Genomic DNA, 12,877 nt, shown 5'->3' with positions numbered 1-12,877 from the left:
TTTTCCGACACAAAAATTAATGAGCCGGTTCAAAACCGTGTTTGCACCACCACGCATGGGTTTGCTCGGCCAACGCCTCGACGCTGTCTTCGCTGGCGTTGAGAGCCAGGGTCAGCGGCTCGCCGATGGGCGACTCAAGGGTGGCGAACTGGCTGTCGATCAGGCTTGCCGGCATGAAATGCCCGGGCCGATGGGACACGCGGTCGGCGGCGACTTCGCGGTTCAGTTCCAGAAACACAAAGCCCAGGCCCGGCGCGGCTTCGCGCAGGTGGTCGCGGTATTTCTTTTTCAGCGCGGAACAGGTGAGGACCGGGTGTTCGCCGGCCTTGAGCGAACGGCGTAACTCATCGCACAGGATGTCGAGCCAGCCGGCGCGGTCGTTGTCGTCGAGGGGGTGGCCGGCGCTCATTTTTTCGATGTTCGCGGCGGGGTGAAAGCTGTCGCCTTCAATGGCGGTGGCACCGTTCAGGCGGCACACGGCCTCGCTGACGCTGGTCTTGCCGCAGCCGGCGACACCCATGATGACCAGGGCGGTAACAGGTTGACTCATGAAACACCTCAGGACGCAGATAGCGCTACCTTTGCACGCTGTAAGGCTAGTGCAAAAACAGGCTTTTCCCGCGCCGTCTTGTCTTTTTTTATGGAGTGACGCGTGCATCCGCTCCAAGCATTTGAACTGGATCAGGCAACCCAGCATTCAAGCATTTGCAGCCGTTTGGAGACAGCGCTACCTTAGTGCCTCGATTTTTGTTTGGCAAGCCGCCTGATGACCTCCAAGAACGATAAAAATACGCGCACCACGGGTCGCCCGACCCTCAATGAAGTCGCCCGCCTGGCCGGCGTCAGCCCGATTACCGCTTCCCGCGCCTTGCGTGGCATCAGCACCGTGGCCACCGAACTGGTGGAAAAAGTGCAACGGGCCGCCGCCGAGTTGAACTACGTGGTCAACCCCGCCGCCCGCGCCCTGGCCTCGGCCCAGAGCCATTCGGTGGTGGTGCTGGTGCCCTCGCTGTCCAACCTGCTGTTTATCGAAACCCTCGAAGCGATCCACCAGGTGCTGCGGCCCAAGGGCTTTGAAGTGCTGATCGGCAACTCCCACTATTCCCGCGACGAAGAAGAGACTTTGCTGCGCAACTACATGGCCTACCAGCCGCGGGGTTTGCTGCTGACCGGGTTCGATCGGACCGAAAGCGCGCGACGGATGGTCGAGGCCAGCAATGTGCCGTGCGTGTACATGATGGATCTGGACCCCAACGCTGGCGTGAACTGCGTGGGCTTTTCGCAGTTGGCGGCGGGTGAGACGGCGGCGGCGCATTTGCTGTCCCGTGGGCGCAAGCGCCTGGCGTATATCGGCGCGCAACTGGACCAACGCACCTTGCTGCGCGGCGAAGGCTTCCGCCGTGCGTTGCAACAGGCCGGGCTGTACGACCCGGCGCTGGAACTGTTGACGCCACGCCCCTCCTCCGTGGGCCTGGGCGGCGAGTTGTTCTTGCAGTTGCTGGCGGCCCATCCGGATGTGGATGCGATCTTCTTCGGCAACGACGACCTGGCCCAGGGCGCGCTGCTCGAAGCCCTGCGTCACGGCATCAACGTCCCGGGGCGCGTGGCCGTGCTGGGTTTCAACGACCTGCCCGCCTCCTCCTTCATGGTGCCGCGCCTGAGCAGCATCAGCACGCCGCGCGAGGCCATCGGTCGGCGCGCGGCGGAGCATCTGCTGACGGTCATGGCGGGGAACAAGATCGCCAAGCCGGTGGTGGACATGGGGTTTGAGTTGCAGGTGCGGGAGAGCACGTAGGACGCGGCTGACATTGCGATGTTGCCTTGGCAATTCGTCAGTTGAGGGAGCTGAGCGTATTGCCAGTGGGCAAAGCCATGGCCCCACACACATTTTTAACCGTGCCCGCTTGAAGGCATCGCCGTAATGTCCGCCCCCTGCTAGATTGAGCGTTCTCCACTGTCAGGGAAGCACCATGGGACACTCACTGAAAATCTTGGGTCGCGCTTCGTCCATCAACGTGCGCAAAGTGCTCTGGACCTGCCAGGAACTGGGCATCGACTATGTGCGCGAAGACTGGGGCATCGGCTTCAAGCCGACCCAATCCGCCGAATTCCTTGCCCTGAACCCCAACGCCCAAGTGCCGGTGCTGATCGACGACCACGGTGTGCTGTGGGAGTCCAACACCATCTGTCGCTATCTGGTGAACCTCTACCAACGCCACGACCTGCTGCCTCTCGAGCCCGCCCCCCGCGCCCGGGTCGAGCAGTGGATGGACTGGCAAGCCACCGAACTCAACCCGTCCTGGGGTTATGCCTTCCAGGCCTTGGTGCGCAACAGCCCCGCCCATCAGGACCCGCAGCGCATCAAGGCGGGCGTGCAAGCCTGGCACGACAAGATGGGCCTGCTGGAACAACAATTGGCAAAGACCGGTGCCTACGTGGCTGGCGACGAATTCACCCTGGCTGACATCCTCATCGGCCTCTCGGTTCACCGCTGGCAGATGACGCCGATGGAGCGCCCGTCCTACCCGGCAGTTGCCGCGTATTACCAGCGCCTTGGCCAGCATGCCGGCTTTAAGACCTTCGCCCTCGACGGCCATGACTAAGCCCAAGGACAACAACGTAAAAGAACTCAACGTACTGCGCCGCACCGGGGCCTGCGACAGCAAAACGCTCGCTTCGTACCACCCATCGGATACTGCGGCCTACCTGTCAACATTGACAGTAGACGCTACCCGTTACCGACGTTTGACTGACAGCGAAGTGATTGGGCGCTCCCAATTCCTATAACCTCTCGGAGGCATCCGCTCATGGATAACGATCGGTCACGGGCCCTGAAATCGCAGCCTGCAGATGGCTTGGTAACAGCGAACATCAACGATCCCATTGGAAACTTCACATCCGAAGACATCCAATTTCACGAGTTTCCTGAAGCTAATTTTATAGACGCCAAGAGCAATCAAGGCCAGCGGCTGATGAGCTTTCAATTGGCTAAAGATATCCAGCCTGGCTCATATGATGTTGCCCAAGAAAAAGGCAAGGTTCAGGTCTATTACTACCATGCGCTTGGACCGAACCCATGGACTTACCAGCCCAGCAGCGGGAAATTCCACCTCACGAAGATCGATCTGGAACTTCGGCACCTCACTGCGACATTCTCTTTCACCTCTCATAAGGTGCCCAAGGGCGAAGAACCACTGAAGGTCACCCAGGGTGAGTTGAATCTTACGGGCGCTTAACCCCATCATCGACTGAGCCCTTGTGCGATTAATCAGCGAATGTCCAGGGGTGCCATATGCCACCAGGCGTTGGAAAACATCGCCCATTGACGGCAACGCTTGGCCGTCGACGGGACAATGTTTGCCGCGATGGCCGCGCCAGCGCCCATAAAACCTTGGGATTAGCACCCGGCACGCTATTTGCTCCAGCTGACGCATCGAACATTTGCATAGGTGACCGATCATGCTGATTAACAACAACACTCAAGCCTTGTCGACCGTCGAAAAGCTCAAGCGCCCCGACATGGACCCCGCCAACGCGGCCGCCAGCACGCTGTACAGCGGTGCCCTGCAAACGGCGCAGCAAAGTGTGAGCGTACCCGCCGCGCAGACCCAACTGGACAAGGCCGCCGACCGCATCGACGAAGCCTTCGCCAAGACCCGCGTGCAGTTGCAGGCCTCAACGGCCGCCACCCCGGCGACCACGGATGTGCCCGCAGCCGGTTCTACCACGAGTGCGGCGCGCGCAGACTTCACCGATTACATGAGCAAAACCCCGGCCGAACGCATTCGCGAACAGTTGCTCAAGGAGCAGGGGTTGACCGAGGCGGAGGTGCAGACAATGCCGCAGGAAAAACAGGATGCAATCGCCAAGCAAGTGGCTGATCGTCTGAAGCAACAGCAAGAGCAGCAGGTAGCCGTGAAAACGGCAGAGCCACAAGCGCAATCGGTGAAAGAGACCTTGGCCGCGATCTAAGCGACCCGGCCAATGGGGCCATTCGGTCGCGCAGTAACGCCGTGTGCCAGGACGTTGATTTCCCGGCACTGGGTGCCATCACGCTAGTTGGGCATCGACAGCTCAGAGCAGGTGTGTCCTGCTCTGTGCGGTAAGGCGGGAACATCTTGCAGATCGTAGGCTTCTACACGTTCAACTCAGTGACCGAACAGCCCTGTCTCGGATTTCTTGGCTTTCTTGTCAGCGCGTTTTTCATCGGCGGTCTTTGCCGGTTTCTTCTTCGCGGCTTTCTTTGAATCCATACCTTTGGCCATGATGCATGCTCCACTTACAGGGGATGTAACAATGGGTATACCACCTATTGCCGCACATTAGGCGCTTATAATCCCCGGCCCTGGATAACGCCTGCCTGAACACCATGCCCGAATTGCACATCGAACCGCTGGCAGAGCCCCTGTGGCCGCTGCTGAACAAGTTTTATCGTCACCACGATTCGCCGATGAAGGCACTCAAGGGCGGACGTCTGTGGGTGGCGCGGGACCGCGAGATCGTCGCCGGCTTATGCCTGACGCCGGTGGTGGGCGGGCAATGGCTGACCGGGGTGTTTGTCGACCCGGCCTATCGCGGTCAGGGGCTGGCGGCGCGCTTGATTCGTCAAGCGGTGGCCGATGGGGAGGGTACGGTCTGGCTGATGTGTCATCCGGACCTGGAAGGCTGGTATCAACGCATGGGTTTCACCCAGGATACCGTGCTGCCGCAGTCCCTCAGCGAACGGTTGGTGCGCTACAAGCGCAACAAGCCGATGATCGCGATGGGCATGGAACGCGCCTTGTAACCTCCCGTGGGAGCTGAGGTTGGCGTTGCGTTGTGTCAGGAGGCTACTCGTCGGCCGTCGGGTCCATGTCGGGGAACATCACCTCGATGAACCCGAACTTGCTGAAATCGGTAATCCGCGACGGGTACAAGCGGCCGATCAGGTGATCGCACTCGTGCTGCACCACCCGCGCATGGAAGCCATCGGCAATGCGGATGATCGGTTCGCCCTTGGGGTCGAAACCTTCGTAGCGGATCTGCTGGTAACGGTCCACCGCGCCGCGCAGGCCGGGCACGGACAGGCAGCCTTCGAAGCCCTCTTCCATGATCGGACTGAGCGGCGTGATCAGTGGGTTGATCAAAATCGTCTGCGGTACGGCCGGCGCCTCCGGGTAGCGTTCGCTGCTCTCGAAACCAAAGATCACCAATTGCAGGTCAACACCGATCTGCGGCGCGGCCAGGCCGACACCGCCGACGTGCTCCATGGTCTGGAACATGTCATCGATCAGTTGCCACAGTTCGGGGCTGTCGAACATTTCCGGCGGGACCGGCGGAGCGATACGCAGCAGGCGCTCATCGCCCATTTTCAGGATTTCACGGATCATCAATCAGACTTCATCGGGAGTGGGCTTGGAATGGTCTCGGCCAAGACCGGAGACGTGCTTTTTTTCACCGGCATGGGTGTTTTCATCGAATGTCTTTTCTCCCGGGTCCTTGCCTTCGGCCGACATGTGCTCGATCACGGCATTCATCTCCGCCCCCAGCAACAACACGGCGGCGGAAATATAGAAGTACAGGAGCAGAACAATGATCGCGCCGATGCTGCCATACATGGCGTTGTAGTCGGCGAAGGTTTTGACGTAGTAGCCAAAGCCCAGGGACGCGACGATCCACACCACCACCGCCAGCACCGAGCCTGGGGTGATGAAGCGGAATTTCTGCTGCACGTCAGGCATCACGTAATACATGAGGGCCACGGCGAACATCAGCAGGATCACAATCAGCGGCCAGCGCAAGATGGTCCACAGCGTGACCACGAATTCCTGCATGCCGATCTGCCCTGCCAGCCATTCCATGACCTGCGGGCCGAGCACCATCAGCGCGGCGGCGGCGAGCAACATGCCAGCGATGCCGACGGTGTAGAAAACCGACAGCGGGAAACGCTTCCAGATCGGCCGGCCTTCGATCACGTCGTAGGCGGCGTTCATCGCGCTCATCATCAGGCGCACGCCGGCCGACGCGGTCCACAGGGCAATCACGATACCCACCGAAAGCAGGCCGCCCTTGGACTGCTGCAACTGGTCGATCACCGGGTTGACCTGCTCGAGGGCCTGGGGCGGCAACACCAGTTCCGACTGCAGGCGCAGCCAGGTGAAGAAGTCCGGCAAATGCAGGAAACCGATCAATGCAATGAGAAACAGCAGGAACGGAAACAACGAGAACAGCATCTGGTAGGCCAGTGCCGAGGCGTAGGTGGACATCTCGTCGTTGACGAATTCCTTGACCGTGCGTACCAGCACTTGGTGCAGCTTGAGACCATCGAGTACCGGGAAAATCATAGCGTCTCCTTTCGCCGCAAAAAGTCAGGTTCGTGGGCGACTCAGGGGCCGTTTTCTACATCAAGGTAGCCTATTTGGCGACCTTGAAACAATTTCGAAAGATTAACCACTTCAGGTGACACAAAAACGGCCATCCGTGGATGGCCGTCGGGCTGGGTAATACAAGCGGCGAATCAGGGTCACTTGATCGCTTTCTTCACCGCATCCTTGATATCACCCACGGCTTTCTGCACTTCACCTTTCTTTTCCTGGACCACCCCTTCAGCGCGCAGCTTGTCGTTGCCGGTCACTTTGCCGACACCTTGCTTGATGTTGCCGACTGCTTCGTTGGCGACGCCTTTTACCTTATCCGATGTGCTGCTCATGGTATTTCTCCTGGAACAATCGAGGGGTTTTGGTCATTACCTAGAGATTGACCCAAGGCTGTTCGGCAGAGTTTCAATTATTTTTACGCGGGCATTTCATCGCCGGCAGCAGGTTTGGCTTTATGTTTTGCGGCCAACCCACGAGAATGCCCGGCACATTCAGGCTACAACGCTGAATAACAGATCCCGTAGGAAGGTTATGAAACTCAATAAAGCACAGGCCATCGCCCGCAGAAACCAGGAACTGGGCGGTGCCGTACTCGGCGTCAACAACTGCCACTTCACCGACCTGGACCGCAAACGCAACATCTGGTGGTTCGACCTGCCGGTGGCGCGGATCGCGGTGGGCCAGTACGAGTGGATTCACTTGTTGCTGCACAACGCCGAGACTGACCAGTTGCTGCACCTGAAGGTGCCGACGGTGTTCCTGCGTGAAAAGCTCGAAGGCTTGGTGGTGCGCAATGCGGGCAAGCGCAAGCCAGAGATTACCCTGGAGCTGAGCGCGGACAAGGACTCGTTCCTCAAGGATGTGCGCCCAGCCGGTGCTGGCGTCAGCTTCGCGCCATTCACCCTGTAGGAATGCGGTCAGAATGTGAGAGGGGGCTTGCTCCCGATAGCGGTGGTTCAGTCACTCGATGCAGTGGCTGACACTCTGCCATCGGGAGCAAGCCCCCTCCCACATTTAGGCCTGGTTTACTTTTTCAGGCCCAGTTTCTTCAGTTCTTCATCACGCAATTCGCGACGCAGGATCTTGCCCACGTTGGTGGTCGGCAAGGCATCGCGAAATTCCACGGCCTTGGGCACCTTGTAGCCGGTGACGTTGGCACGCATATGCTCCATCACCTGGTCCTTGGTCAGGGTGGCGCCCGGCTTGACCACGATGAAGATCTTGATGTGTTCCCCGGACTTCTCGTCCGGCACACCAATGGCCGCGCACTGCAGCACGCCCGGCAGGGTCGCCAGCACGTCTTCGAGTTCGTTGGGGTAGACGTTGAAACCGGAGACCAGAATCATGTCTTTTTTACGGTCGACAATCCGCATGTAGCCGTCCGGCTGGATGATCGCGATGTCACCGGTCTTCAACCAACCTTCGCTGTCGAGGATCTCGGCGGTGGCGTCTTCGCGCTGCCAGTAGCCCTTCATGACTTGCGGGCCTTTGACGCACAACTCGCCGACCTCGCCCAGGCCCAGCTCGACGCCGTCATCGGTGATGACTTTGCACAAGGTCGACGGCACCGGAATGCCGATGGTGCCGATCTGGATCTTCTGGATCGGGTTGACCGTCGCCACGGGGCTGGTCTCGGTCATGCCGTAGCCTTCGCAGATGTCGCAGCCGGTCACGGCCTTCCAGCGCTCAGCTGCGGCCAGTTGCAGGGCCATGCCGCCAGACAGGGTGACTTTCAGCGCAGAGAAGTCCAGCTTGCGGAAACCTTCGTTGTTGCACAGCGCCACGAACAGCGTGTTCAGGCCGACAAAGCCGCTGAACTTCCACTTCGACAGCTCCTTGACCATCGCCGGCAGGTCGCGCGGGTTGCTGATCAGGATGTTGTGGTTGCCGATCAACATCATCGCCATGCAATGAAAGGTGAACGCATAAATGTGGTACAGCGGCAGCGGAGTGATCAGGATCTCGCAGCCTTCATTGAGGTTGGAGCCCATCAGCGCCTTGCACTGCAGCATGTTCGCCACCAGGTTGCGGTGGGTCAGCATCGCGCCCTTGGCCACGCCGGTGGTGCCGCCGGTGTATTGCAGCACCGCCACGTCGCCGCTGGCCGGGCTGACATCATTGACCGGTTGGCCGTGCCCCTTGGCCAGCACGTCGTTGAACTTGATCGCCTTGGGCAAGTGATAGGCCGGGACCATTTTCTTCACGTACTTGATGACGCTGTTGATCAGCAGGCGCTTGAGCGGCGGCAGCAGGTCGGCGACTTCGGTGACGATCACGTGTTTGACGGCAGTCTTGGGCACGACTTTTTCAGCCAGGTGCGCCATGTTGGCCAGACAGACCAGGGCCTTGGCCCCGGAGTCGTTGAATTGGTGTTCCATTTCCCGCGCGGTGTACAGCGGGTTGGTGTTGACCACGATCAGGCCGGCACGGATGGCACCGAACACGGCGACCGGGTATTGCAGGACGTTGGGCAGTTGCACGGCGATTCGATCGCCAGGCTTCAAATCGGTATGCTGTTGCAGGTACGCGGCGAAAGCGCCGGACAATTCGTACAACTCACCATAGGTGATTGTCTTGCCCAGGTTGCTGAAAGCCGGTTTGTTGGCGAAGCGCTGGCAGGACTGTTTCAGTACCGCCTGAATATTTGGATACTCGTCTGGATTGATGTCTGCAGCAATCCCGGCGGGGTACTTATCCTTCCAAAAGTCTACGTTCATGGAAGCCCACTCCTCAGCGACGCGAATTCATCATCGCATTTGATGCGATTATTATTGGTGTATGTTTTTTAGGTGAGTCTGGCGCGTTTAAGCAGGCCGAGAGGTCACAAAGCGCGCCGAGAGTAGCAGCTTTGCCAAGGGCCGACTAGAGCCAAAAGAGGGCCCTACAGTCATAAACATGACTCATGAATAACTAATAGTCATTTTTAGAGCAAAAATTCTATACGCTTGAAAATGGCTCTAGAACAGGGCTTAACGGGATAAACACAGACAAATGTGGGAGGGGGCTTGCCCCCGATAGCAGTGGATCAGCCAACACATCTGGTGACTGATTCACTGCCATCGGGGCAAGCCCCCTCCCCCATTGTCGACTGCATTTCACATCAGGCGATGTCGCGCAACTCACGCCGCAGGATCTTGCCCACCGGCGTCATCGGCAACGACTCACGCAACACGATGTGCTTGGGCACCTTGTACCCCGTGAAGTTGGTCTTGCAGTAGTTCTTCAACTCCTCAAGGCTCACACCTTCGGCACGCGCCACCACAAACAGCTTCACCGCCTCCCCCGTGCGCTCGTCCGGTACGCCGATCACCGCGCAGTTGGCCACCGCCGGGTGAGCCATCACCACGTCTTCGATCTCGTTGGGGTAAACGTTGAAACCCGAGACGATGATCAAATCCTTCTTGCGATCCACGATGCGTACAAATCCATCCTCGTCGATCACGGCAATATCGCCGGTCTTGAGCCACCCCTCGGCGTCCAGCGCCTCGGCGGTGGCGGCCGGCTGCTGCCAGTAGCCCTTCATCACCTGCGGGCCCTTGATGCACAGCTCGCCGCGTTCGCCCAGGGGCTGCTCGGCGCCTTCATCATCGATCACCTTCATCGCCGTCCCCGGCACCGGGATGCCTACGGTGCCCAGGCGTGACTGATTGCCATACGGGTTGGTGCTGGCCACCGGCGACGTTTCCGTCAGGCCATACCCTTCGCCGATCGCACAACCGGTGAGTTGCTCCCAACGTTCGGCGGTGGCCTTGATCAGTGCCGTGCCACCGGAGTTGGTGAGTTTAAGGCTGGAGAAGTCCAGGCTCTTGAAGTCGGGATGGTCCATCAACGCCACAAACAACGTGTTGAGCCCGAGCAAGCCGGTGAAGCGCCAGTTTTTCAGCTCCTTGATAAAGCCCGCGATGTCACGCGGGTTGGTGATCAACACGTTGTGGTTGCCGGAAACCATCATGCACATGCAGTTCGCGGTGAACGCATAGATGTGGTACAGCGGCAGCGGCGCGATCATCACCTCCTGGCCTTCCTTGATCAGCGGGTGGCCATCCTCGCCGGTCTGCGACATGCAGGCGCGTACCTGCTGCATGTTCGCCACCAGGTTGCCATGGGTGAGCATTGCGCCCTTGGCCAGGCCGGTGGTGCCGCCGGTGTATTGCAGCACCGCGACGTCATCGAGGCTCACCGGGTGGCGCGTCACGCCCTGCCCTGCGCCCATGCGCAAGGCGCGCTTGAACGACACCGCGCGCGGCAAGTGATAGGCCGGGACCATTTTCTTCACTTTGTCGACGAGGGTGTTGACCAGCCAGCCCTTGGCCGCTGGCATGAAGTCGCCCATCCTGGCTTCGATCAGGTAGTCGATCTCGGTGTCGGTGCAGACGTCCTGCACCCGCGAACCAAACAGGTTGAGGTAGATCAGGCCGCGCACGCCGGCGTCCTTGAACTGATGACGCATCTCGCGCGGGGTGTACAGCGGGTTGGTGTTGACCACGATCAGCCCGGCGCGCAGCGCACCGAACACCGCCACCGGGTAATGCAGCACGTTGGGCATCTGCACCGCGATGCGATCGCCCGGCTTGAGGTCGGTGTGTTGCTGCAGGTAGCCGGCGAACGCCGCACTCTGGCGCTCAAGCTCGGCGTAGGTCAGGGTGACGCCCATGTTGCTGAACGCCGGGCGGTCGGCAAAGGCCTTGCAGGAACGCTCGAAGACTTCAATCACCGACTTGTAGGCGGTCAGATCGATCTCGTTGGGAACGCCCGCCGCGCGTTTGTCATTCCAGAAATCAGGTTGCATTATTCTTGTCCTCTTACCTGAATGTGCCTGGCCGCTTTTCTGCTGCTATAAAAAGCGGAGCTTCGGGGACGTTAGCAGCTATGGCCAAACAGGCAAATACGGGCAATAGCGTCATTGATAGCGTGAATCTTCCTACAAGGGTCTGTACTGATCAGCCGCTTGGCCGAGGATGGGCTATACACTGCAATGACCCCGAGCAAAGGAAGCGCCATGAACCACACCACCTTCTGGCTGACCGCGAATGACCACAGCCGCCTGTACGTCAATCAATGGCTGCCGGACACGCCGCCGAAGGCGTTGATCATGGTGTCCCACGGCATGGCCGAGCATGGCGGTCGCTATGCGCGCCTGGCCCAAGCGTTATGTGGGGCGGGCTACGGGGTGGTTGCCCTGGACCAGCGCGGCCATGGTCGCACCGCCGACGAGGGCACGCTGGGCCTGTTCGCCGAGCGGGACGGCTGGAACAAGGTGGTGGGCGACCTGGCCAGCCTCAACCAGCACATCGGCCAGCAGTTGCCGGGAGTGCCGATCATTTTGCTGGGCCACAGCATGGGCAGCTATATCGCCCAGGCTTACCTGCTGCACCACAGCGCCAGCCTGCATGGGGCGATTCTCAGCGGTTCGAATTTCCAGCCGGTGGCGCTGTACCGCGCCGCGCGGCTGATCGCCCGTGCCGAACGCCTGCGCCAGGGCTTGCGCGGCCGCAGTGCGCTGATCGAGTTCCTGTCGTTCGGCTCGTTCAACAAAGCGTTCAAGCCCAACCGCACGGCTTTCGACTGGCTCAGCCGTGACCCGGACGAAGTCGACCGCTACCGCCACGACCCGCTTTGCGGGTTCCGCTGCACCAACCAACTGTGGATCGACCTGCTGGGCGGCTTGCAGCAAATCAGCAAAGCGTCCAATCTCGCGCAGATCGATCCGGGCTTGCCGATCCTGGTGATCGGCGGCGAATGTGATCCAGTGAGTGAAGGCAAGCGTCTGAAAAGACTGGCCCATGCCCTGCGTGAGGCCGGCTGCCAGAACCTGCAACTGAATATCTACCCGCAGGCGCGTCACGAACTGTTCAACGAAACCAACCGCGACGAAGTCACCGCGGATGTGCTGACGTGGCTCGACCAGGCCCTGACCTCGCGCAGGCCGACTCGCTGCGAATAATTTTTCGTTTAAAATCAGCCAATTAAATTATCGATTAGCCACAGGATGCACCTTTAGATGACCCAGGTAACCAACACCCCATACGAAGCCCTCGAAGTCGGCCAGACCGCCAGCTACAGCAAGACCGTCGAAGAGCGTGACATCCAACTGTTCGCCGCGATGTCCGGCGACCACAACCCAGTACACCTGGATGCGGAATTTGCCAAGGCGACCATGTTCAAGGAGCGAATCGCCCACGGCATGTTCAGCGGCGCCCTGATCAGCGCGGCGGTTGCCTGTGAGCTGCCTGGGCCGGGCACGATCTATATCGGCCAACAGATGAGCTTCCAGAAACCGGTGAAAATCGGCGATACCCTGACCGTGCGTCTGGAAATCCTCGAAAAGCTGCCGAAGTTCCGCGTGCGTATCGCCACCCGCGTATTCAACCAGCGCGATGAGCTGGTGGTGGATGGCGAAGCGGAAATCCTCGCGCCACGCAAGCAACAGGTCGTGACATTGACCGAACTGCCAGCCATCACCATCGGCTGATCAGTCCCCATAAAAAATCCCCGCATCGGCGGGGATTTTTTATTCAGCG

Annotated in this window: 14 protein-coding genes; 8 read left to right on the top strand and 6 right to left on the bottom strand. The window is 59.7% G+C overall.

The window, feature by feature from the left end:
• Nucleotides 1–16: 16 nt before the first annotated feature.
• Nucleotides 17–550 carry a gluconokinase gene (locus tag ACP7E3_RS12430; RefSeq protein WP_046382296.1) on the bottom strand — a complete coding sequence of 178 codons (534 nt, stop codon included), beginning with the start codon at nt 548–550 and terminating at the stop codon, nt 17–19.
• Nucleotides 551–763: 213 nt separating this feature from the next.
• On the opposite strand from ACP7E3_RS12430, the gene ACP7E3_RS12425 reads away from it, so the two are divergent.
• The 5 genes from ACP7E3_RS12425 (at nt 764) to ACP7E3_RS12405 (ending at nt 4,786) form a co-directional block, all read left to right on the top strand.
• Nucleotides 764–1,795, top strand: a complete 1,032-nt coding sequence (locus tag ACP7E3_RS12425) for a LacI family DNA-binding transcriptional regulator (RefSeq protein WP_162231529.1) — start codon at nt 764–766, stop codon at nt 1,793–1,795.
• A gap of 175 nt (nt 1,796–1,970) precedes the next feature.
• Nucleotides 1,971–2,603, top strand: a complete 633-nt coding sequence (locus ACP7E3_RS12420) for a glutathione S-transferase family protein (protein ID WP_046382295.1) — start codon at nt 1,971–1,973, stop codon at nt 2,601–2,603.
• A 204-nt stretch (nt 2,604–2,807) separates the two neighbouring features.
• Nucleotides 2,808–3,236 carry a hypothetical protein gene (locus ACP7E3_RS12415; RefSeq protein WP_108524467.1) on the top strand — a complete coding sequence of 143 codons (429 nt, stop codon included), beginning with the start codon at nt 2,808–2,810 and terminating at the stop codon, nt 3,234–3,236.
• 223 nt (nt 3,237–3,459) lie between these two features.
• Complete coding sequence (locus tag ACP7E3_RS12410) at nt 3,460–3,972, top strand: hypothetical protein (RefSeq protein ID WP_057004505.1); 513 nt, start codon at nt 3,460–3,462, stop codon at nt 3,970–3,972.
• A gap of 397 nt (nt 3,973–4,369) precedes the next feature.
• Nucleotides 4,370–4,786 (top strand): GNAT family N-acetyltransferase, encoded by a 417-nt coding sequence (locus ACP7E3_RS12405; RefSeq protein ID WP_046382292.1) that lies wholly within the window; start codon nt 4,370–4,372, stop codon nt 4,784–4,786.
• A 43-nt stretch (nt 4,787–4,829) separates the two neighbouring features.
• Here the strand turns inward: ACP7E3_RS12405 and def are convergent, their stop codons facing one another.
• The 3 genes from def to ACP7E3_RS12390 form a co-directional block, all read right to left on the bottom strand.
• Nucleotides 4,830–5,369, bottom strand: a complete 540-nt coding sequence (gene def, locus ACP7E3_RS12400) for a peptide deformylase (RefSeq protein WP_026140057.1) — start codon at nt 5,367–5,369, stop codon at nt 4,830–4,832.
• A gap of 3 nt (nt 5,370–5,372) precedes the next feature.
• Nucleotides 5,373–6,323: a YihY/virulence factor BrkB family protein gene (locus tag ACP7E3_RS12395; protein ID WP_046382291.1), complete on the bottom strand. Its 951-nt coding sequence runs from the start codon at nt 6,321–6,323 to the stop codon at nt 5,373–5,375.
• Nucleotides 6,324–6,502: 179 nt separating this feature from the next.
• Nucleotides 6,503–6,688: a CsbD family protein gene (locus ACP7E3_RS12390; RefSeq protein ID WP_046382290.1), complete on the bottom strand. Its 186-nt coding sequence runs from the start codon at nt 6,686–6,688 to the stop codon at nt 6,503–6,505.
• Nucleotides 6,689–6,887: 199 nt separating this feature from the next.
• On the opposite strand from ACP7E3_RS12390, the gene ACP7E3_RS12385 reads away from it, so the two are divergent.
• Nucleotides 6,888–7,265 carry a hypothetical protein gene (locus tag ACP7E3_RS12385; RefSeq protein WP_017847198.1) on the top strand — a complete coding sequence of 126 codons (378 nt, stop codon included), beginning with the start codon at nt 6,888–6,890 and terminating at the stop codon, nt 7,263–7,265.
• 116 nt (nt 7,266–7,381) lie between these two features.
• Here the strand turns inward: ACP7E3_RS12385 and fadD1 are convergent, their stop codons facing one another.
• Both fadD1 and fadD2 read right to left on the bottom strand, forming a co-directional pair.
• Complete coding sequence (gene fadD1, locus ACP7E3_RS12380) at nt 7,382–9,073, bottom strand: long-chain-fatty-acid--CoA ligase FadD1 (RefSeq protein ID WP_057004507.1); 1,692 nt, start codon at nt 9,071–9,073, stop codon at nt 7,382–7,384.
• Between the two features lie 383 nt (nt 9,074–9,456).
• Nucleotides 9,457–11,145, bottom strand: coding sequence for a long-chain-fatty-acid--CoA ligase FadD2 (fadD2, locus tag ACP7E3_RS12375; protein ID WP_057004508.1), 1,689 nt, complete (start codon nt 11,143–11,145; stop codon nt 9,457–9,459).
• Nucleotides 11,146–11,355: 210 nt separating this feature from the next.
• Between fadD2 and ACP7E3_RS12370 the strand changes: the two genes are divergently transcribed.
• Together ACP7E3_RS12370 and ACP7E3_RS12365 are read left to right on the top strand one after the other, a co-directional pair.
• Nucleotides 11,356–12,300 carry an alpha/beta hydrolase gene (locus ACP7E3_RS12370; RefSeq protein ID WP_046382289.1) on the top strand — a complete coding sequence of 315 codons (945 nt, stop codon included), beginning with the start codon at nt 11,356–11,358 and terminating at the stop codon, nt 12,298–12,300.
• A 57-nt stretch (nt 12,301–12,357) separates the two neighbouring features.
• Nucleotides 12,358–12,828, top strand: coding sequence for a MaoC family dehydratase (locus tag ACP7E3_RS12365; protein ID WP_017847194.1), 471 nt, complete (start codon nt 12,358–12,360; stop codon nt 12,826–12,828).
• The last annotated feature ends 49 nt before the right edge of the window (nt 12,829–12,877 follow it).

This window comes from Pseudomonas sp. PSPC2-3 (assembly GCF_049898265.1).
GTDB classification, from domain to species: domain Bacteria; phylum Pseudomonadota; class Gammaproteobacteria; order Pseudomonadales; family Pseudomonadaceae; genus Aquipseudomonas; species Aquipseudomonas veronii.
The sequence above is the reverse complement of the archived record's forward strand: the minus strand, read 5'-3'. Positions and strand labels throughout refer to the sequence as shown.

Bases quoted from the DNA above. Each gene is read 5' to 3' on its own strand.
- ACP7E3_RS12390 (WP_046382290.1), bottom strand. From the start codon at position 6,688: ATGAGCAGCACATCGGATAAGGTAAAAGGCGTCGCCAACGAAGCAGTC.
- fadD1 (WP_057004507.1), bottom strand. From the start codon at position 9,073: ATGAACGTAGACTTTTGGAAGGATAAGTACCCCGCCGGGATTGCTGCA.
- ACP7E3_RS12430 (WP_046382296.1), bottom strand. From the start codon at position 550: ATGAGTCAACCTGTTACCGCCCTGGTCATCATGGGTGTCGCCGGCTGC.
- ACP7E3_RS12420 (WP_046382295.1), top strand. From the start codon at position 1,971: ATGGGACACTCACTGAAAATCTTGGGTCGCGCTTCGTCCATCAACGTG.
- ACP7E3_RS12405 (WP_046382292.1), top strand. From the start codon at position 4,370: ATGCCCGAATTGCACATCGAACCGCTGGCAGAGCCCCTGTGGCCGCTG.
- ACP7E3_RS12385 (WP_017847198.1), top strand. From the start codon at position 6,888: ATGAAACTCAATAAAGCACAGGCCATCGCCCGCAGAAACCAGGAACTG.
- ACP7E3_RS12365 (WP_017847194.1), top strand. From the start codon at position 12,358: ATGACCCAGGTAACCAACACCCCATACGAAGCCCTCGAAGTCGGCCAG.
- ACP7E3_RS12395 (WP_046382291.1), bottom strand. From the start codon at position 6,323: ATGATTTTCCCGGTACTCGATGGTCTCAAGCTGCACCAAGTGCTGGTA.
- ACP7E3_RS12415 (WP_108524467.1), top strand. From the start codon at position 2,808: ATGGATAACGATCGGTCACGGGCCCTGAAATCGCAGCCTGCAGATGGC.
- ACP7E3_RS12370 (WP_046382289.1), top strand. From the start codon at position 11,356: ATGAACCACACCACCTTCTGGCTGACCGCGAATGACCACAGCCGCCTG.
- fadD2 (WP_057004508.1), bottom strand. From the start codon at position 11,145: ATGCAACCTGATTTCTGGAATGACAAACGCGCGGCGGGCGTTCCCAAC.
- ACP7E3_RS12410 (WP_057004505.1), top strand. From the start codon at position 3,460: ATGCTGATTAACAACAACACTCAAGCCTTGTCGACCGTCGAAAAGCTC.
- def (WP_026140057.1), bottom strand. From the start codon at position 5,369: ATGATCCGTGAAATCCTGAAAATGGGCGATGAGCGCCTGCTGCGTATC.